9 protein-coding genes are annotated in these 18123 nt (G+C 38.4%); 4 read left to right on the top strand and 5 right to left on the bottom strand.

The genetic code is table 11. The features are described from left to right. The first annotated feature begins 115 nt into the window (after window positions 1–115). The 4 genes from V5N67_RS01100 to V5N67_RS01085 all read left to right on the top strand — a co-directional run bounded on the left by V5N67_RS01100 (window position 116) and on the right by V5N67_RS01085 (window position 6660). Complete coding sequence (locus tag V5N67_RS01100) at window positions 116–625, top strand: invasion associated locus B family protein (RefSeq protein WP_332059930.1); 510 nt, start codon at window positions 116–118, stop codon at window positions 623–625. 34 nt (window positions 626–659) lie between these two features. Beyond that, window positions 660–1895: a dual-specificity RNA methyltransferase RlmN gene (gene rlmN / locus V5N67_RS01095; protein WP_332059929.1), complete on the top strand. Its 1236-nt coding sequence runs from the start codon at window positions 660–662 to the stop codon at window positions 1893–1895. Window positions 1896–3436: 1541 nt separating this feature from the next. Further along, window positions 3437–5098: a lysine--tRNA ligase gene (locus V5N67_RS01090; protein ID WP_332060293.1), complete on the top strand. Its 1662-nt coding sequence runs from the start codon at window positions 3437–3439 to the stop codon at window positions 5096–5098. After that, window positions 5098–6660 (top strand): peptide chain release factor 3, encoded by a 1563-nt coding sequence (locus V5N67_RS01085; RefSeq protein ID WP_332059927.1) that lies wholly within the window; start codon window positions 5098–5100, stop codon window positions 6658–6660. The genes V5N67_RS01090 and V5N67_RS01085 overlap by 1 nt, the downstream gene beginning before the upstream one ends. A gap of 120 nt (window positions 6661–6780) precedes the next feature. Here the strand turns inward: V5N67_RS01085 and trxA are convergent, their stop codons facing one another. The 5 genes from trxA to V5N67_RS01060 all read right to left on the bottom strand — a co-directional run bounded on the left by trxA (window position 6781) and on the right by V5N67_RS01060 (window position 18108). Continuing rightward, entirely contained in the window at window positions 6781–7104 is a 324-nt protein-coding gene (trxA, locus tag V5N67_RS01080) for a thioredoxin (protein WP_332059926.1), read from the bottom strand. Window positions 7105–7213: 109 nt separating this feature from the next. Further along, complete coding sequence (gene addA / locus V5N67_RS01075) at window positions 7214–10690, bottom strand: double-strand break repair helicase AddA (RefSeq protein WP_332059924.1); 3477 nt, start codon at window positions 10688–10690, stop codon at window positions 7214–7216. A gap of 2 nt (window positions 10691–10692) precedes the next feature. Beyond that, on the bottom strand, window positions 10693–13830 hold the full coding sequence (addB, locus tag V5N67_RS01070; protein WP_332059922.1) for a double-strand break repair protein AddB: 3138 nt from the start codon (window positions 13828–13830) through the stop codon (window positions 10693–10695). Window positions 13831–14096: 266 nt separating this feature from the next. Continuing rightward, window positions 14097–15590, bottom strand: a complete 1494-nt coding sequence (tsaE, locus tag V5N67_RS01065) for a tRNA (adenosine(37)-N6)-threonylcarbamoyltransferase complex ATPase subunit type 1 TsaE (RefSeq protein WP_332059920.1) — start codon at window positions 15588–15590, stop codon at window positions 14097–14099. A gap of 52 nt (window positions 15591–15642) precedes the next feature. Further along, window positions 15643–18108, bottom strand: a complete 2466-nt coding sequence (locus V5N67_RS01060) for a sensor histidine kinase (RefSeq protein WP_332059919.1) — start codon at window positions 18106–18108, stop codon at window positions 15643–15645. Window positions 18109–18123: the final 15 nt, after the last annotated feature.

Below are 18123 nucleotides of genomic sequence, written 5' to 3'. Positions count from 1 at the left end.
AGGGTGACAATATTTTATTTCTTGATAAGATTGGGATAGCTACATAAGCGGTAAGCAGGCTTTTGTTGGAGCTTTGCCAGTGAAAATTTTGTTAGAGAATAAAGAAGTGAGCTAAATGAAGATATTTGAAAAGACGTTTGTTGTTGCATTTGTAATGGTTTTGGTTACTCTTGAGATGGCATGGGCACAAACGCCGAGCCGTTTGGATCAATTTTATGCTTGGGGAACCTATTCTTATAAATCACCGGAAAATACAATTTGCTATGTGTTGTCGGTACCTTTGGAGTCGCTTCCAACAACGGTTAATCATGGTGATAATTTCTTTTTGGTTACTAAACGTTCTCATTCACCTGTTTCTTTTGAACCACAATTCATGGCTGGTTATATGCTTAAGGAGGGATCAAGAGTCACTGTAACTATTGGAAATAAGGATTTTGACTTTTTCACGAAGGATTCATCAGCTTGGTTGGAGTCTCCAACGTTAGAAAAGCAGCTTGTTTCTGCTATGCGTTCTGGGAATAACATGACAGTGAAAGCTACCTCAAAACGGGGAACTCATACTACTTATACTTATTCTTTGAAAGGGATAACTGCTGCATTAAATCGAGCACAAAAATGCCATTAAGAACACCTGTAATTTTAAAATAGTGATAAAATCAATGGCCATTTCATATGACCTCAAATCAATTGGTGCATGTTCAACACTAAAACCAAGCAATGTTGTAGTGAAGGAGATATCTAAGCTACCTTTAATTGGTTTATCGCATAATGAAATGGTGGAGGCTTTAAAAGAAATTGGTGTGCCAAAACACCAAGCGCGTATGCGTATGCGTCAACTTTGGCATTGGCTTTATGTGCGGGGTGTTTCAAATTTTGATGAGATGCGGAATATTTCTAAGCCAATGCAAGAAATGCTTAAAAGCCATTTTTCCATTGCGCGTCCAGAAATTGTTGAAGAACAAATATCAAAAGATGGTACGCGTAAATGGCTCTTACGTTTTCCAGCACGTGGGGCTGGAAGGCCTGTTGAAGTTGAAACGGTCTATATTCCTGAAGAAGGGCGTGGCACTTTATGTCTTTCATCTCAGGTAGGGTGTACATTAACTTGTTCTTTTTGCCATACGGGAACACAAGTACTTGTTCGCAATTTAACAGCGGAAGAAATTTTAGCACAATTATTGGTTGCACGTGATTGTTTAGGTGATTTTCCTGATAAAGATACCCCTGACGGTGCAATTGTTCCAATTGAAGGACGCAAAATTACCAATATTGTTATGATGGGGATGGGGGAGCCACTTTATAATTTTGAAGCAGTCAAAAAAGCTTTATTAATTGCTTCTGATGGAGATGGGCTTTCTTTGTCAAAACGTCGCATTACTCTTTCGACGAGTGGAATCGTTCCTGGGATTGTACGAACAGGAGAGGAAATTGGGGTTATGTTAGCAATTTCACTTCATGCAGTGCATGATGCGCTACGAGATATGCTTGTTCCGATTAATAAAAAATATCCGCTTGCTATGTTAATGGATGCTTGCCGTAATTATCCTAGTCTTTCTAATGCTAGGCGGATTACATTTGAGTATGTTATGCTGAAAGATGTAAATGATAGTTTAGATGATGCAAAACGATTGGTTCAGTTACTTAAAGGTATTCCTGCTAAGATCAACTTAATTCCTTTTAATCCGTGGCCGAAGAGTAATTATCAGTGTTCTGATTGGGAACAAATTGAGCGTTTTGCTGACGTGGTGAATCAAGCGGGTTATGCTTCACCTATTCGAGTACCGCGCGGGCGTGATATTTTAGCTGCGTGTGGTCAGCTCAAATCTGCTTCAGAACGTTTACGAAAATCTGAACGTTTGCAGTTTGAATATGGAGTTGATAACGAGCAACGTTAATCTTGGCTGATAAGAAACTACAAATGACCATTTAATATTATTTATAAATTTTCTCTTGTTATCACGAAAAATTTTCTCCTGTTTGTCTACAAGATGTCAAGCAAGATTCATAAAACATGTTGGTTATGAATCCATCAAGAAAGCGAGTGTAAAAGGGATTTTTTAAAATTTTTGAGCAAGCTGATTCTTTATAAGAATGACAGAAATTGTAATTTGCATAAAAATGAGAGCACAAAAAAGCCTTAAAATGAGCAATTTTCACGTGATCATGAGATCATGAAAAATTAATAAGGTGTGGAAAAAAGTTACGTTAAAAAATAATTTTAGAGTTTAACAAATTAATTCCAATGCCAGCAAAATAATGGTGCGTTTAAGAATTTGGTGTTTTTAAAGATATTTGTTTGGAAGAAAAATATAAGGGATTTTTGCAATGCTTGCAGGGCACGCTATAGAAGATAAAAGACACATGTAATCTTAGAAAAAAAGCGTGTCGCTAAGTAAAAATAAGTGCCAATAAGCTAAGTGTTATAGTGATAATCCGAATAAAAAAACTGATTGCCTTTTCAAAGGTATATAACGATTTCAATTTTTTTGCTTTGTGCAAAGTCACTACTCCACGATCATGTGTGATATAAGGTTCTAGAATAAGCGCTAAAATCAGAAATGTTATTGTACAACACAAATCGTTCAGATAGATAACGCACAAATTTCTTTTGCTTGCACTTTGTAAAAAAATATCTTTATTTGTGCTCTTTTGTTAAAAATTGCTCTAAGAAAGTGATCATAATCACTACTGGTTTTAAGATTTCTGTTTTAATTAATAAGTATATTTTATCATTTTTGCTCAGGGAAAAATTATAGTCGCGAAAAGGGTAAAAGCCGTTTTTTATAGGTGTGAGGTTGTGCGATATTTATAAAAAACTAAAAGATAAAATCTTCGACATTGAATCATCAAACGGACTGCTTAATAGATAAATTAACGTCGTTTTATGTAGAGTGCATTTAATATGTACTTTTTGTTTTTATCTAAACATAAAAATTATAAGTGATTATTGATTTATTTTAATAAAACATTGAAAGTGAAAAGTCGCTTTATTCTGATAAGTTCATAATTTTTAAGGATAATCAGAGTGCTTACAATCAAAAGAACGCTGTTGGTTTATTAAAAAAAACGCAAGAAAATTGCGCATATTCGTAATGATGCATTCGGTAAAATATACAGAGAGTAACATTTATGGTGTTCATAGCGAAAGACATGATTTCTGTTTAAACCTATAAAGAAGCTTTCCTTTTGTTGATAGGCATAATGAAGGAAATCTATAAAAACGGCAATTAAAGCACCAATCACTAAAATAAATAAATTATAATTCATGATATTTCATAGTTTTTGTTCCTATAAAAATAGGAAAAGTTGTCGGTAAAGCTCAGATAGATGTTGTATCATGACAGGAATATAATAAGAGTTATGAAGCTTTTTTCTTGCTATTATTGACGAATAAATTCAAGAATCAAAAAAAATTTAATTTTGTAGGATAAAGATGATGATGCGTGATCAGTGTGGTACTCTTAGCCTTACGCCTGAAGTAAGAGATGCGGCTATTCAGTCAAAAATTTGGCCATTTGAAGAAGCGCGTAAGATTATCAAACGATACGAAAAAACAGGTTATCCAGAGAGTATAATATTTGAAACAGGCTATGGACCTTCTGGTTTGCCGCATATTGGAACTTTTGGGGAAGTTGCTCGTACAACTATGGTGCGTCATGCGTTCCATATTTTAACTGAAAACAAGGTAAAAACAAAACTTCTTTGTTTTTCTGATGATATGGATGGTTTGCGTAAAGTTCCTGATAATGTGCCTGATCGCGAAAAAATGGAAAGTTATCTTGGTCAACCGCTTAGCCGCGTACCAGATCCTTTTGGGGATGGTTATCCTTCCTTTGGAACAGCAAATAACGCACGTTTGTGTGCTTTTCTTGATCGTTTTGGTTTTGATTATGAATTTGCAAGCGCCACTGATTATTATAGTTCTGGTCGTTTTGATGAAGCACTTATGAAAATACTCGCTTGTTATGATAAAGTGATGGCAATTATCTTGCCAACATTGGGTGAAGAACGGCGGGCTAGCTATTCACCTTTTTTACCTATTTCTCCTTTTTCTGGGAAAGTATTACAGGTACCAATTATTGCTTATAGTGCTGAAAAAGGTACCGTCACTTATGTTGAGCCTGAAACAGGAGAAACCATTGAGACGGAAGTGACAGGAGGAAAAGTCAAATGTCAATGGAAGGTGGATTGGGCAATGCGCTGGAAAGCGATAGGGGTCGATTATGAAATGGCAGGTAAAGATCTCATCGATTCCACAAATCTTTCTTCTAAAATTTGCAAAGTACTTGGTGGAAATCCACCAGAAGGATTTAATTATGAGCTTTTTTTGGACGATAAGGGGCAAAAAATTTCCAAGTCCAAGGGAAATGGCTTAACCATTGATGAGTGGTTAACTTATGCACCAACAGAGAGTTTAGGGCTTTACATGTTTTCAAAGCCAAAAACAGCAAAACGGCTTTATTTTGATGTTATTCCAAAAGTCGTTGATGAATATTATACGCACCTTTCTGCATATAATCGTCAGAAATGGCAAGAGCGGCTTAACAACCCTGTATGGCATATCCATAATGGTTGCCCTCCACAGGTTGATTTGCCAGTATCTTTTGCCATGCTATTGAATTTGGTAAGTGCTTCAAATGCTGAAAATGAACAAGTTCTTTGGGGCTTTATTTCTCGCTATGCTGAAGGTGTAAATGCACAAACGCATCCAGAGCTTGATCAGTTGGTGAAATTTGCCATTAAATATTTTGATGTTTTTGTTAAGCCAAACAAAAAATTTCGAATCCCTGATGAGTGTGAGCGCACAACATTGATGAATATCGATACGAAATTAGCCAGTTTACCTGAAACTGCTGATGGAAACACTCTTCAAAATGCACTTCTTGATGTTGCGCGCTTAAAAGAACGTTATCAAGATCATAGCAAAAAGAGTCCTGAAGGGGGACCAGGTGTTTCAAATGTCTTTTTTCAAATGTTGTATGAAGTTCTTTTAGGGCAAGAACGAGGACCACGATTGGGGTCATTTATTGCGCTGTATGGGATTAATGAAATGCGTATACTTATTGCTGAAGCACTTGCGCGATCTGTGGAGGAATAATGGAAAAAAGAGCGCAAGAAGTAAAGCGGCGTCGCACATTTGCTATTATTGCTCACCCTGATGCAGGAAAAACAACACTAACAGAAAAACTCTTATTGTTTGGTGGTGCCATTCAGCTTGCTGGTGAGGTAAAGGCGAAAAAAGACCGTATTCAAACCCGCTCTGATTGGATGCATATTGAGCGTGATCGTGGTATTTCTGTTGTCACATCAGTGATGACGTTTGAATATGAAAATCATATCTTTAATCTGTTAGATACTCCAGGGCATGAGGATTTTGCAGACGATACATATCGTACTCTCACGGCTGTTGATAGTGCGATCATGGTACTGGACGGTGCACGCGGAATTGAACCCAGAACACTGAAATTGTTTGAAGTGTGCCGGATGCGGGATATCCCTATTGTCACTTTCGTGAATAAAATGGATCGTGAAGCGTGTGATCCTTTAGAAATTTTAGATGAAATTGAAGAAAAACTCGCGCTTGATACCGCACCAATTACATGGCCTATTGGTGCTGGCAAGGACTTTATGGGAACTTTTGATATTCACCATGATCGTTTTCGTCAAAAAGACGATGAAGTAATTCAACAGGCAGTTTCTGGACCTGATGAGGTTGCAAATTTACTTCCCCAAAGTCGACGAGCATCTTTTATTGAAGGAGTAAATCTTGCTCGCAATGCTTGCAAAAATTTTGATCTTCAAACTTTCCGTGAAGGACATATGACACCAGTTTATTTTGGTTCGGCTTTGCGAAACTTTGGTGTTCGTGATTTGATTAATGCACTAGTTGATTTTGGTCCCAGTCCCCGCGATCAAGTGGCAGATCAACGCAATGTCATAGCTACTGAACCTAAAATGACAGGATTTATTTTTAAAATTCAAGCCAATATGGATCCCAATCATCGCGATCGGATTGCATTCTTTCGAGTATGTTCGGGGACACTTGAACGTGGCATGAAGACAAAATTGGTGAGAACGGGTAAGCCGATGACACTTTCAACACCGCAATTTTTCTTTGCTCGTTCACGTCAAATTGCTGATCAAGCTTATGCTGGTGATATAGTCGGTATTCCCAATCATGGAACTTTGCGTATTGGTGATGTACTGACAGAGGGAGAAGATATTTTCTTTAAAGGCATGCCTAGCTTTGCGCCAGAAATTTTGCGTCGTGTTTGTTTGGGTGATCCGATGAAAGCAAAAAAACTTAAAGAAGCTTTACAACAAATGGCTGAAGAAGGAGTCGTACAATTATTTATTCCTGATGATGGATCGCCTGCTCTCATTGGTGTTATTGGTGCTTTGCAAATTGATGTTTTAATGGAGCGACTGAAGATGGAATATTGTTTACCAGTAAGCTTTGAAACAGCGCGCTTTAGTATATGTCGTTGGATTTCTGCAGAAAGTAAAGATGAGTTGCAAAAATTTCTCACCAATCATCGATCTGCTATTGCTCATGATCTAGAGGGTGATCCAGTTTTTTTAGCAGAAAATCATTTTTCATTGAATTATGAAGCAGAGCGGGCACCAAAAATAAAATTTACAGCTTTTAAAGATTATTAAATACGTTCTGAATAAACAGACAAGATGTCTTTTCTGCAAAAACAAGATTATTCTTAAAAAAGTCAAACAAAAGGGAGAGGAAACCTCTCTCCTTTATAAAAAAAATCACCATGAGTGAATTTAACGAAGACCATCTTTAATCCATTCGGAAACGCGTCCTTTAGAGGCTGCACCAACCATATTTGATGAGACATTTCCATTTTTGAACATTAATAAGGTAGGAATTGAGCGCACTCCATATTGAGTAGCCAGTTCGGGATTTTCATCAATATTTACTTTGGCAATTTTGACTTGGTTTTGCATTTCTGTTGAAATTTCATCTAAAATCGGAGCAATCATTTTGCAGGGGCCACACCATTCAGCCCAAAAATCAACTACAACAGGGGTGGAAGAAGCGAGCACTTCACTTTCAAAATTGCTCTTATCAATTTTTATACATGTCATTAATTTATCCTTCATCTTTATTTCTATATCGATACGATAGCAACTCATATCAAGTGATTATTGCAAATAATAAATGATAGAGAGCTTTAAGGGAAAGAGTTTTATTGGTTTACAAGGCAATTTCTTCAAGAAGCGCATCGAGTTTTTCAGGGGTAAGGTTAAAAATTTTTGCTTCTTTGCTATAAATAAGAAGAGCTTGAATGTTTTTATCGGGATGAATAGCTTGCAACAATTTGCGATAAAGAGCCATTTGTAACAAATAGCGTGGTGCAATAGCTGATTCGTTTTCGGGTGGTGTTCCAGTTTTAAAATCAGCAAAGATAATGTTATTTTGCGTGATGTATAGACGGTCGATTTGTCCGGAAATTGCTTGTTCTTTCCCACGAATTTTTATAATACCCATCAAGGAGACTTCAGCACGTGAAAGATCAGAAAAAAGGGGTTTGAGAGACGAATTGTCTAAAATTTTCCAAACATGACGAAGTGCATCTTCTCGTTGAGCTTCATGCCAGTGAGAGGCTTTGGTGTTAAGATAGTGTTGGGCGTAATTTCGGCGTTTTTGGGGGGCGCAATTGGGCAAATATTGCAACAATCGGTGAATAAGGTTACCATATTCGATAGAAAAAGCTCTGTTGGTATTTGTTTCTCCTAAAACAGGTGAAATATTAAGCTGCTTTGGATTAGAAAAAAGCTCAATATCAGATTCAATAGAAAGACTAGCAATAGAGGGCTTTAACGGTTTTGGTAAGGCTGGTTGTGTTGGTACTTTATAGTCAAAAAAATCGGGTAAAGGTGGAAGTGTTTGGCTTTCTGCACAAGACATTTCTTGGTTTATTGGTGAAGAAGGAGAAGGTGTGATACAATAGCGCAAAGCTGCAATATCTTTGGCAGGACCTTCTATAGGAACTGCGTGTGGTTTGAGAGCTTTCTTTACCAATTGCAACCATGTCTGAGTAGGAGTTTTCGTACTGCTGTATCCGCAAACAAACAGCCGGTCTTCAGCACGGGTCATTCCTACATAAAGAAGACGTCTATACTCTTCTTCAGCACGCTCTTTTAAATGCGAAAGTGCTTTTTCAGAAAGTTTTGTTTTAAATTCTGCATTGGGATGCCAGATAAAACCTTGTTGATCGTTTATTTGTGCATTGCACATGGGAACTTTAAGCAAGTGGGGTGCATGCTGAGAATGCCAGATTGCACTACCAGTATCGACTAGAAAAACGACAGCAGCTTCCAGCCCTTTAGCAGCATGAACAGTCATGATACGGACTTCTTCGTGGTTTTGATCAAACTCACGTTTAATTTCTGGTTCGCTTGTGCTTAATATTTCCAAAAAAGCTTGCAACCCTGGTAAGCCAGTTTTTTGAATAGCAAGCGTGTAATCCATGAAAGCATCAAGCACGTCATTTGCTTCAGATCCTAAGCGAGCCAGAATTTTTTGTCGTCCTTTATCATTATTAAGAATATGGCTATAGAATTCAAAAACAGGTATTTTATCCACTAAAGTGCGATAATTGCTTAGACTTTCAAAGGCATTTTTAAAAGATTTTTGCGACTGTGCATGCAGAGAAAGACTTTGCCAAAGTGAGCCTGTACGTTGTGCTGCAAGTTGGTAAAGTTCATCTTCGGTAAGTGCAAAAAGTGGACTTTTTAAAACACAGGCAAGAGAAAGGTCATCTTGTGGTTGCAAAACAAAACGCGCAAGCGCCATTAAATCACGTACACTAATATGTTTGGTAAGCTGTAAACGGTCAGCACCAGCTACGGGAATGCTACGCAGTTTAAGTGCACGGGAAAGTGCAGAAACAAATTGACCACGATTACGAACTAAAACCATGATGTCACTGGCACGCAGTAAGCGCCCTTTTGCTGGAAGCATTTCCCCTTTATGTAACCAGTTTGCAATAGTTTCAGCAATTTTTTCTGCCAAACGCACTTCAGGTGTGTCTAAATGATCAACAGTTGCATGCCAATCATCAGGCAGTTCATTTGTTTCTTTGGAAATGGCATCCCATAAAATAACATCACCAGGGCTATGAACACGAATAGCCTCATGCACTGTTTTTATATTGTCTGCTGAAAGACCTTTATAATTTTCTGGTGTCTCAAAGACAAGGTCAACACTTTTAAGCACATCAGCTGTAGAGCGAAAAGAATAATTCAGTTGTATTTTTTCAAATTTTTGTTCTGCTTGTTGCGCTTTTTTTTGAATGATGCGTCCATTAGCAGCAAAATTTTCTGGGACAGCACCCTGAAAAGAATAAATGGATTGCTTTTCATCTCCAACAGCAAAAAGAGTGCGTATATTTGTTCGTTGACTGTGACCTGTGAAAAATTCTTCGGTTAAAAGTTGAATAATTTGCCATTGCTCAGGGTTGGTATCTTGTGCCTCATCAAGCAGAATATGGTCAAGACCACGATCAAGTTTATATTGGACCCATTGACTTGCACCTTTACGCTGCAACAAATGGAGTGTACGTTCAATGAGGTCATCAAAATCTAATAACCCATTAGTCTTTTTTAAATTTGCATAAATTTTAAGATAAATGGCACAAAGCTGAAAAGCAGCAATATTAAATGTAACGACTTTGACACATTGATATTTGTCTAAAAGAATAGAAAGTTGGTTTTGTTTATCTTCAATTTCTTTTTGAATAAAAGGCCAAATTTTATCTGACTTTTTAGAAGATAAACGTGAAAGGATGCGGGGTTTACCTTCGGTTGTAAAGTAAATATTTGAAATAATATTGATAATGTTTGTTTCATCAGAAGCAATGGCTAATTGAGAAAATTTATCGAGCATCTTTTGGGCGTTTTTATTGCCATAAATTTGAAGATATTGGAGAGTATGAGAGGACAGTAAAGCGGTCTGTTGAATTTTTTTCAGTAGCAGTTGATTTGTTTCATTAGGCGTTAAATCAAAAAGTGCACGCAGCTGTTTTTCTCCATTTTCAGAGAGAATAAAAGTTAAAAAATGAGACAGTTTATGTTGCTTTTGGGCTGCTTCATCCAGCAATTTATCAAAAGTGTTTTCACTAATAATTTGAAGTAACTGTTTCAGAGCTGATTGTGCATCTTTGTGCGCTAAAAGTTTGCGGCGCGCTTCTTGTAACAATTTTTTTCGATTAATATCATCAAGAAGTTCGAAATGCCCAGCAATATTGGCTTCTAACATAAATTGATGCAATAAAGATTCGCAAAATGCATGAATAGTTTGGATTTTTAAGCCCCCAGGTGTTTCGAGAGCACGAGCAAAAAGTTGGCGTGCAGAAATTAATTTTTGCGCGCTGACAGGTTTATTTTCAAGACGCGAGAGGACTGTTTTGAGTTGCGCATCATCAAGTTCATTCCAACCAGAAAGTGTATTAAAAACTCGCGATTGCATAACTGCAGCGGCTGCGTTTGTATAAGTAAGGCATAAAATACGTGCTGGAGGGGTGCCGTTTAAAAGCAAACGGATGACGCGCTCGCTTAAAACGTGCGTTTTTCCAGATCCTGCATTTGCAGAAACCCATACGTTTGTTTTCGGATGCGTTGCTTTTGCTTGTGCATTAAGGGCTGCTTCAGGAATAGAAAAAAGATTCATGATTAATCTGCCTCGTGAGAATCACTTGACCATTCCCATAATCGCGCCAGATGGTCATAATCGCTTTCATATGTTGTTTTAAAGGGCACTGCATGTGAAAGATAGCCTTGTTGTGGATTTTTGTAATAGTCCATTAATGCAATAAGATGTTTCCATGCTTTTTTGCCAAGGTTGATTACGTCTTTTGGATCTTGCTCTGTGTTTTGCTTATTTTTTTCTTTTTTGTTTGAAAAAATTGACTGGGGCTTGATTTGACCTTTTTTGTTGAGAGGGATGTAAAGTAAACTTGATGGGGTAAAATTTTGAAAATCTGTAAAGGCCCCTTGCATTAACAAAGCTGTTTCTAATGCCAATTGCGGAAATAGTAAGTTGCGAACTTGTTCTGATGAAGGGGGAGTTCCAGTTTTAAAATCAAAAATCTCAACCGTTTTGTTTGGCAAAACATCAATACGATCTGCACGTCCTGAAAGTGTTACGCCTGTTGTGTCTATGGGAATTTTTTGAGATGCTACTTCGGCATATCGCTCCCGAGACCCAAGATTTCTTTCCCATTGAATGAAAAATGGAGAAAAATTTTCAAAAATAGTCCACCAGATTGTTTCAATATCAGGAGTTAAATTTAATTTATCGAATTCTTGGCGCCCAATCTTCAGGAGTTCATCTAGTGCGTTTACAGCATTGGGATCCTTTATTTGTGTACAAAAAGTAGCAAGAATAGCGTGATAAAGTGTTCCGCGTTCAGCAGCACAAGGGTCATGGATGAGTGCTTTAAGCGGTTTGAGACGTAAGATTTTTTTTGCATAAATAGCATAAGGGTCATACCGCAACGTTGCTATTTCGGTAACTGAAAAATGGCGTGGACGCATATTAAGAGGTGGTACAGGGCAAGGGCGTGCTGCACAAGCAATAATGTTTGTATTGTCAAGTGTTTTTGCCCAATGAAGCAATATTTCACCTCGTGCACAGATTTGCTTCCAAACCTGTTTTCCTATAACCGTTTCTAGACGTTGTAGCCAACGTGAAGGAATAGAGGGAGCATGATTAACCCGTTTAGCTCGGCTCATCACCACTTTGTCCATTCCCATAGCCCATTGAAAGTCATGTGCAGAAAGACCAATGCGCTGTTCTGGCGGTTCAAGAGTTAACATCATTTTCATCGGTCGCGATAAAAAAGCATCATTGCGGGTTGTTATCGGCCATGATCCTTCATTAAGTCCGCCAATGACCATGGTATCAACTGTTTGCAGACGTGATTCCAAAGCACCCCAAATGAATAAGCGTGGATGTCCTCCAGGGGGAGGCGTTACGGAACGGGGTGCGATAAGAGCAGAGAACATGGCAGGCCATTCGCAAAGACGAAATTTTAATCCTGATTGATCACATACAAGTTCACGCAAAAAGACTGATAGGGCTTGCCCTGCTTCGTTTTGGTAAAGATTTACGAGGGAATTGTTTTCATCATACCCAAAATTTTCAAAAACCTCAACAGTTGCTATTGCAGCTTCATTTATGGTGCATTCTTTTTGCTGTTTCATGAGAGATGTTAAGGGTTCAACAGCCTTGACTAAAAGATGACAAAGCAGACGCGCTTCTTCACTTTTTTGTTGGTCAAAAGAATCATTGTCAGAGACATCATGAGAATGCGTTTTCATCCATTTTTCAAAAAATTGATCACATTCACAAAGATTAATACGACCAGTACTTCCTCGAAGAATAAGCAGTTCAAAATTTTCTGCCATTTCACGTAAGCGGTGACGATTTTGTCCAAGTGTTGTGAGCGGATGCTTGAGAAGAGAAAGAAAAGCAATTGGGTCATCAGGTTGAAACAGATTCTCTAAAATAAGCCGTAACAAAGTGGAAGGCAGTGTTTGTGCGAGCGGTATTCCCCCTGAATCATTTGCTTCGATTCCAAATCGCTGTAATTCAGCTGCGACACGGCGCGCTAAATTACGGTCATTTGTAATAAGAGCTGCAGTTTTTGTAGGGTCTTCAATGGCATTGCGTAAAGCAACAGAAATGGCAAGAGCTTCTTCACGTTCATTAATGGCTTCAATGAGTGACCAATCTGCACAAAGGCTTTCATAATCGTCTCGTAAAATTTGTGCCCAGCGATCTGTTGTAGAGGCTGGTCGAAATGCTTCTGACAAAAGAGCTGTGCGTTTTTCCTTCATCACGCTTTGTTTGCCAATTTCGCGAACATGAATGCGTTGACATTTCATGAGAGATAAAAGCTTTTTAAAGTGATATTGGGGGTGGCTAAAAGTGTTAGCTGCGTGATCGAAAAAATCAAAAGTTGTTTTTTCTTTATGGATTGTGCCTAATGCGTCCCATTGTTCTTCGTCCATATGAAGATCAAGACCTGGAAGAACAACAGCTCCTTTGGGCAGACAGGAGATGACTTTTAAAAGATGTGCGACTGCAGGGATGGAACCTGTTGCACCAGCTGCAATAATAGGTTTATTGGGTTGTGTGCGGTGTAGAGTTTCCGCATGCATTTTGAGTATTTGATTGCGCCATACAGCTGGGTCGCTTTGTTGTCTTTCTTGTAAAATTTGTGGCCAGCTCTGTGTGATAATAGTAAGAAAATTAAGTGTTATTTGCCACCATTCAGCTACCATATCAGGTACAATTTCTTTAAGCTTTGACCAATCTGCTGATTCTGTTTCAACTTCATCCATCAAATGCGCTAAGTCTTGCGCAAGCCAAATTGCATCAGCAGTATGAGCAGGAATAAGTACATCTTCTGTACCAAACATGGTGCGCAAATGGGCGGGCAAATTTTCGCGCCAAGGACGAATAAGGCGTGCTAAAAGTAGGAGTCGTTCACTTTCTTCAATAGGGGGATTCAGAGTACTGGTATGATTTTCAGAGAAGAGGAAGCTATCTTCGTCTACATCTCTTAAGGGGCGAATGGTTGGTAAGAGGGTTGATCGTGTGTCGCTTCTTTCAACAAAGGCTGCACGTAAAGCACGAGCAGCACGGCGTGTCGGAACGTAGATGATGGTGTCAGCAAGAGCAGTTTGAGTATCTCCGTTTGATGCAAAATTATCAATAAGAGTATTAGAGAGCAGTGCATCGACAAAATTCGGTAAAAAAGCATTTCCTGAAGAAATAGAAAAGACACGCGGTTTATGAGTCATGTGATCTCGTTTAGAAGGTACGGAAGTCATTTTCCATATTATTGATTATTTGCATTTTTTCTACAGTATACAGTTTTCATAGAGGGAAAACTACAAAACTGTGTTTGTGCGGAATTTTTGACTGGTGTTAAGCTATGATCTAGCGGATAATGTCAGTTAATGATTATCAAAAATTTGGAAAAAAATAAAATACACATATCCAATTGTTTCACAGGGAAAGCGGATGGCTTTGGTTAAAGTGGTTTAAAAAATTCATAGCAAGATATCTACTGTGTTTTTGAAAGGAGGCCTAATTCTTGATAAAAGCTTTGTAAAGGCGCAAGAATTGGGTGTGAAAGGTTACGGGCAAGATACTCTCGTAGATGGGGTAGGTGTTTAAGATAAGAAGATTTGCCATCTCGCTGGTGGAGACGTACAAAAATCCCTAAAATTGTCGAAATCCGTTGGGTACCTGCAAATGCGAAAAGCTTACGTAATTCATCCTCATCAAAAGTCCGTGATGCTTGATGACGTGCATTGCAATAAGCATCAAGAATTTTTGCTTCAAGTGTTGATGAAATAAACAGGCGTGCATCTTGTGCTAAGGAGACGAGGTCATAAGCTGTTGGACCTTTTAATCCATCTTGAAAATCAATCAGACCAATGCGAGCAGTTCCTTCCTTATGCGCACGCCAAAGAATATTGGGCGAATGATAATCACGCATCACAAAGGTTTTTTCTCCTTGGGTGAGACTATCGAGATAGGGTTGCCAGCAAGCAAAAAAAGCCTCACGTTGTTGTTGATCCAAGGTTTTTTTCATTTGAAAAGGGAGATACCAGTCCAGCAATAAGGAGAGTTCTGCTTGCATAGTTTGGCAATCATAGGGTGGAATTTGAAGAAAAAATGTTGTAAATTGCTTCTCTGAAGGCCACATTTTTTGATGGAAGGCAGCCAGCAATTGGCTACAAGCGATATAACGTTCTTCTAGAGGATTACCAGTTTGGTCTAAAAGTCCTTCACACCCTAGATATTCTAAAATCAAAAGACCCTTGTCAAGATCTTCGACAAAAATATGCGGGGCAGAAAATCCATTGTCTAAAATGATCTGGTTAATTCCTACAAATTGACGAATATCTTTTGCAAGATGGGTTATTGCTGCGTAGGAGTGATCTGTGTTTTGTGCCATTTGCATGATTTGCGCATCCATAAGAACTTCTTGATGATGCCCATCATTTAAAAGTTCATAGGTGCGCGCTGAAGCATCACCAGCCAAAAAATTACGATGAACGTGACCGCGTCCATGGGTTGTTAAAAATGTACGAATTGCAAAGGATCGCTGTAAACGTTCAACAGAATGTTCTGCTGAAGTAAGAGTCACACGACGTCCATCTCCTTCATATTGCAAAGTGAGTGCAAAGGTAACCGATCCCAAAAGACCTGCACTTTTTTCTGGCCATTCAACGAGTAAAATGCTTTGTTCACGTGCTTCATGAAGTCCTAACTCGTCGATTTCTTCTACCATAGAAAGGCGATAAAGGTCAGCATGAATAATTTCAAATTGTGGAAGTTGATAGTTTTGAGCAAGAGTAAAAGTGGGGCTTGGAACATCCAGTGTATTGTCGTTGGCAAGTGTACGGATGAGTGCACGTGCGATGGTTGATTTCCCTGTTCCAAGATCGCCTTGGAGTGTCACAAGATCGCCAAGTCTTAAAGCAAGAGCTAAATCTTGCGCAAAAAGCTTTGTTGCTTCTTCATTTTCAAGAAAAAAACTAAAATTCATTAAGGTTTCCACGAAAGAGATGAGGAAAAGTTTGTAAATATAAAGAACGAGATTAAAAAATTTTATCTTTTTTGGAAACTGGAAAAAAACATTTAACCGTTGTTCCTTGCCCTGCTCCAGTAAGAATTTCAACATGCCCACCATGGAGTTCAACAAAGCTTTTGACAAGGGAAAGACCAAGACCTGCTCCTGCACGTCCACTATGATGTGGATGAGAAGAAAAACGTTTGAAAATTCGGTCAAGGATATCTTTTGGAATATCAGATCCCTTATTGTGGACACTGAAGACGATGTTCTCATCTTGTTCATCAGCACAAAATTCAATCGTGCTTGCTTCTGTTGCGAAATTAATGGCATTACTGAGAACATTAACAAAGATTTGATGCAAACGTGTTGCATCAGCAAAAATAAAATTTAAGGAAGGAGAAATTTGTTGTAAAAGTGTAATATGACGTCCGTTAAGACGCTCTTCCACACGTGCTATTGCTTGCACCATAGCGTCAGCAATGTTAACGGGTTTTATGTCCAACTCCATGATGCCTGCATCAAGGGTGGCAAGGTCAAGAATATCATTAACGATATTCAAAAGCGCACCTGACTCTGAATGAATATGTCTAAGATATTCATGTTGGCGTTCATTGATAGAGCCAAAAATTTGATCACGTAAAATATCGGAAAATCCAATAATATTAGTGAGAGGTGTACGCAATTCATAGGAAACATGTTGAACAAATTCATTGCGCAAACGATCAGCACTTTCTAAGGCTTCATTTTTTTCTTGAAGAGCACGCGCGACATAGACAGTATCAGTGACATTTACGAAAGTGAGCATTGTCTCTCCATTGGGGAGTGGCACCAATGTGTAATCAATGATTATTCCATTTTTGAGATCCATACGACCTGAGTATGTATCACGTTTTTCAGCAAAACCAGTAATGAATTTGGTAAACTGATCCCATTCTTTCCCGACAGTTAGGGGGGCACAATGACTTTGTAATTGTGCAATATGAGTACCTTCTACCAATAAATTATAGGGTAGAGACCACAATTTCGATAAGGCTGGATTCGATAAACGAAGACGTCCATCGGTACCAAAAACTACCACGCCTTCTGAAAGCTTATCAAGTGTTTCGCCTTGTATTTTAATTAATGTATTATAACGTCGTTCAAGATCAACTTTTTCTGTGAGATTTTCGTAAAGCCAAGTGACGCCTCCTTGTGGATGAGGACTAGAAATAACACGTACCGTACGCCCATCTGGAAGATTCCAAATTTGTTGATTCGATTCTGTTTGTTGGTAAGCTTTAAAAAGTTCTTCTTTCCACGCGCGCCAGTCAGGATGTTCGCCAATAAGTCCTTTTTCACGCAAACGTTCAAGAAGCAATGTATGGCTTGGTTCACTTTCTAGAAAAGAACTTTCCAATGGCCATAAGATTTTAAAAGCATGGTTGCAGAATTTTAATTTTTGGTTTGTATCAAAAACTGCTACAGCTGTTGAAATTTGGTCAAGTGTTTCACAATGACTTTGAAGAACACGTCTCATTTCATTGGCAAGATTTTCATATGCACTATCATCACGGGCAAAGGCTGCCATCCCTTCTACTGTTGTAATACGTGTGAGATAAAAATGGTGTCGTTCTCCATCAATTACCGTATGAACATGTTCTTGAAAAATTGTTTCTTCCTCGTCTATTTTGTGTTGTGTTGCTTCATTGAAAAGATCATTGACTTCATTGCATCCTTCTCGAAAGCCTGTCATTTCTCTAAAGGCACGGTTGACAAAATAAACTTTCCCTTCACAATTTCGTATCCATACTGGTTCTTGAATCCGATCAAGAAGATTGCGCTGCATTCTTAATTCTGTAAGAGTTCGCTCGATATCCTTCTGTAAACGAGCATTTTCGCTCTGCTGTGTTGAGATGTTTTGAAAACGTACAATGGCGACCGTTCCTGCGATTATACCTGTGGCTTGTAACAGCGTATTATTTGCGGTAGTGATAGAAAGTTCAAAAGGATGACAGTGAAAACGCAATTGAATCAACGCATAATCAAGTTCTCGTAGAGACGTTTCTTCAAGCCAGAGTTCAAAACGTTGAAAATTTTGCTGACTAATGCCTGTTTTCTGCAATGCGGGAATGTTGCCAACTATACGTGGTAAAGATGTTGGATTTTCCCAAATAAGAAGACATTGCTCTGTTTCTTCCAAGAGTCGTTCATAATATTTAAGTTTTTCAGAAAAATCTGCTTGAGTTGTTTTCAAAAGCTTCCATGAAGTTTTTTTTGCGCTTATAATAACGATCATGCACGTGAGAAGTGAAGCACAAGAGATTCCTCCGCACAGTGCTAGAATAAGCCATGGACCATCTGGAAATGTGAAAGGGGGCAGCAAATGCATTGACAATGATTGAGCAATAGTACCTGTTGGAGAGAAAAGAAGAAGAAGGCAAAAAATATTGATACAGATTCGGATCATTTTTTGAGCTTTTTCTTTGGGGGCATAGTCACCAAAGCTGAGCACGGCGCGTTTTCCTTT

Origin of the sequence: Bartonella rhinolophi (assembly GCF_036576165.1) — a bacterium.
Lineage (GTDB): Bacteria > Pseudomonadota > Alphaproteobacteria > Rhizobiales > Rhizobiaceae > Bartonella.
This window is presented reverse-complemented; position numbering and strand designations above follow the sequence as displayed.